The 1,241-nt window shown below is 32.5% G+C and carries 1 protein-coding gene; it reads right to left on the reverse strand.

Annotation, left to right across the window (positions count from 1 at the left end):
- Positions 1-330: 330 nt before the first annotated feature.
- A complete protein-coding gene (locus ACFQ13_RS07220) occupies positions 331-1,107 on the reverse strand; it encodes a hypothetical protein (RefSeq protein WP_386115691.1) in 777 nt (258 codons plus the stop codon).
- Positions 1,108-1,241: the final 134 nt, after the last annotated feature.

Consider the following 1,241-nt stretch of genomic DNA (forward strand, 5'->3'; position numbering starts at 1 on the left):
ATGACTAGGAATAAAAGGCTATTTAATTAGGAAAGAGGTTAGCAAAACGTGACTGCTTGCTGCTAACGTGTTTGTGTATGGTTAGTTGCGTGGTTAAGCAACTAAGTTAGCAAACTTTTACGAACCCGTGAAAATTCCGCAGGAATTTTCACAAGTAAGCACAAAAAAGCAACTAATTATACACGGTGTTGGTTGCAGTTTTTTTATTCCATTTAGTCTTTCCTCCGTCAGAATCCGTCCGACTGCTTTTTATGACTGATTACGACCATTTGAAATGCACTCATTTAACAAATCTGAGACAAGTCTTAAATAGTAGATTACTATAGTTTCTTATTTATATAATTCCATGGCGTTAATGTCAATCAGTAATAAGGTTTTATCTGATTTGACAAAATCAAAATAATAAACGTCTTTGATACATTTTACTTCGTTAGGTAAGCAGAAATTCATTTTTACTCTAACGACTTGTCGTTTGTTTTTTTGAATGGTCCGACTGTCAGTCATTACAAAGTTATATTCTGTGTCAATATTGCCTGTTGATGGTTTGAGGTTATAGCAATAATCAATTATTTTCCTAAACTGATTAAAGTACAACGTGTTTGTTTTCTGCTCTTCAATAACACTTAAGTCCAAATGATCCTTAAATATTCTTTCTTTATCGTTACCAGAGTAAGCTATTAATTCTGAAAAAACTTTTCTTTTATCTGTTTGTACTAAGTGTAGTAGGTCGATAACCTGAATTTCTGCGATATCATTTAGAGTGAGATCTGTTGAATCCTCCATCATAACGTTATCGGAAAAATATATTTTTTGGAACAAACTTTCTATCATTGCTGTTTTATCAATTAGTGTAAGTGATAGAATTATAATTAACAGCATTATTATCGAAGAGACGTTTCTTTTAGATAACTGATTTCTTTTAATGATAAGGAATATGATTGTACTTAAAAAGCTTAACCAAAATAAAAGCTCGACACCTCCACCAATAATTCCAAAATCAAAGGCTTCGATATTATATTCTGTTATAAAATAGAAACCGAATAGGTCAAATCCGAGACTCAAAAGAGTCAAAAGAATCAGAGTCCAGAGGAAGAAGCTTAATTTCATTATGATTCAAGGTCAATTTTAATTGCAACCAACGTGTTTGTGTATGGTTAGTTGCGTGGTTTAGCGACTAAGTTAGCAAACTTTAACGAACCCGTGAAAATTCCGCAGGAATATTCGCAAGTAGAGAAGAACAA

Origin of the sequence: Winogradskyella rapida (assembly GCF_042675845.1) — a bacterium.
In the GTDB taxonomy this organism is placed as follows: Bacteria; Bacteroidota; Bacteroidia; order Flavobacteriales; family Flavobacteriaceae; genus Winogradskyella; species Winogradskyella rapida.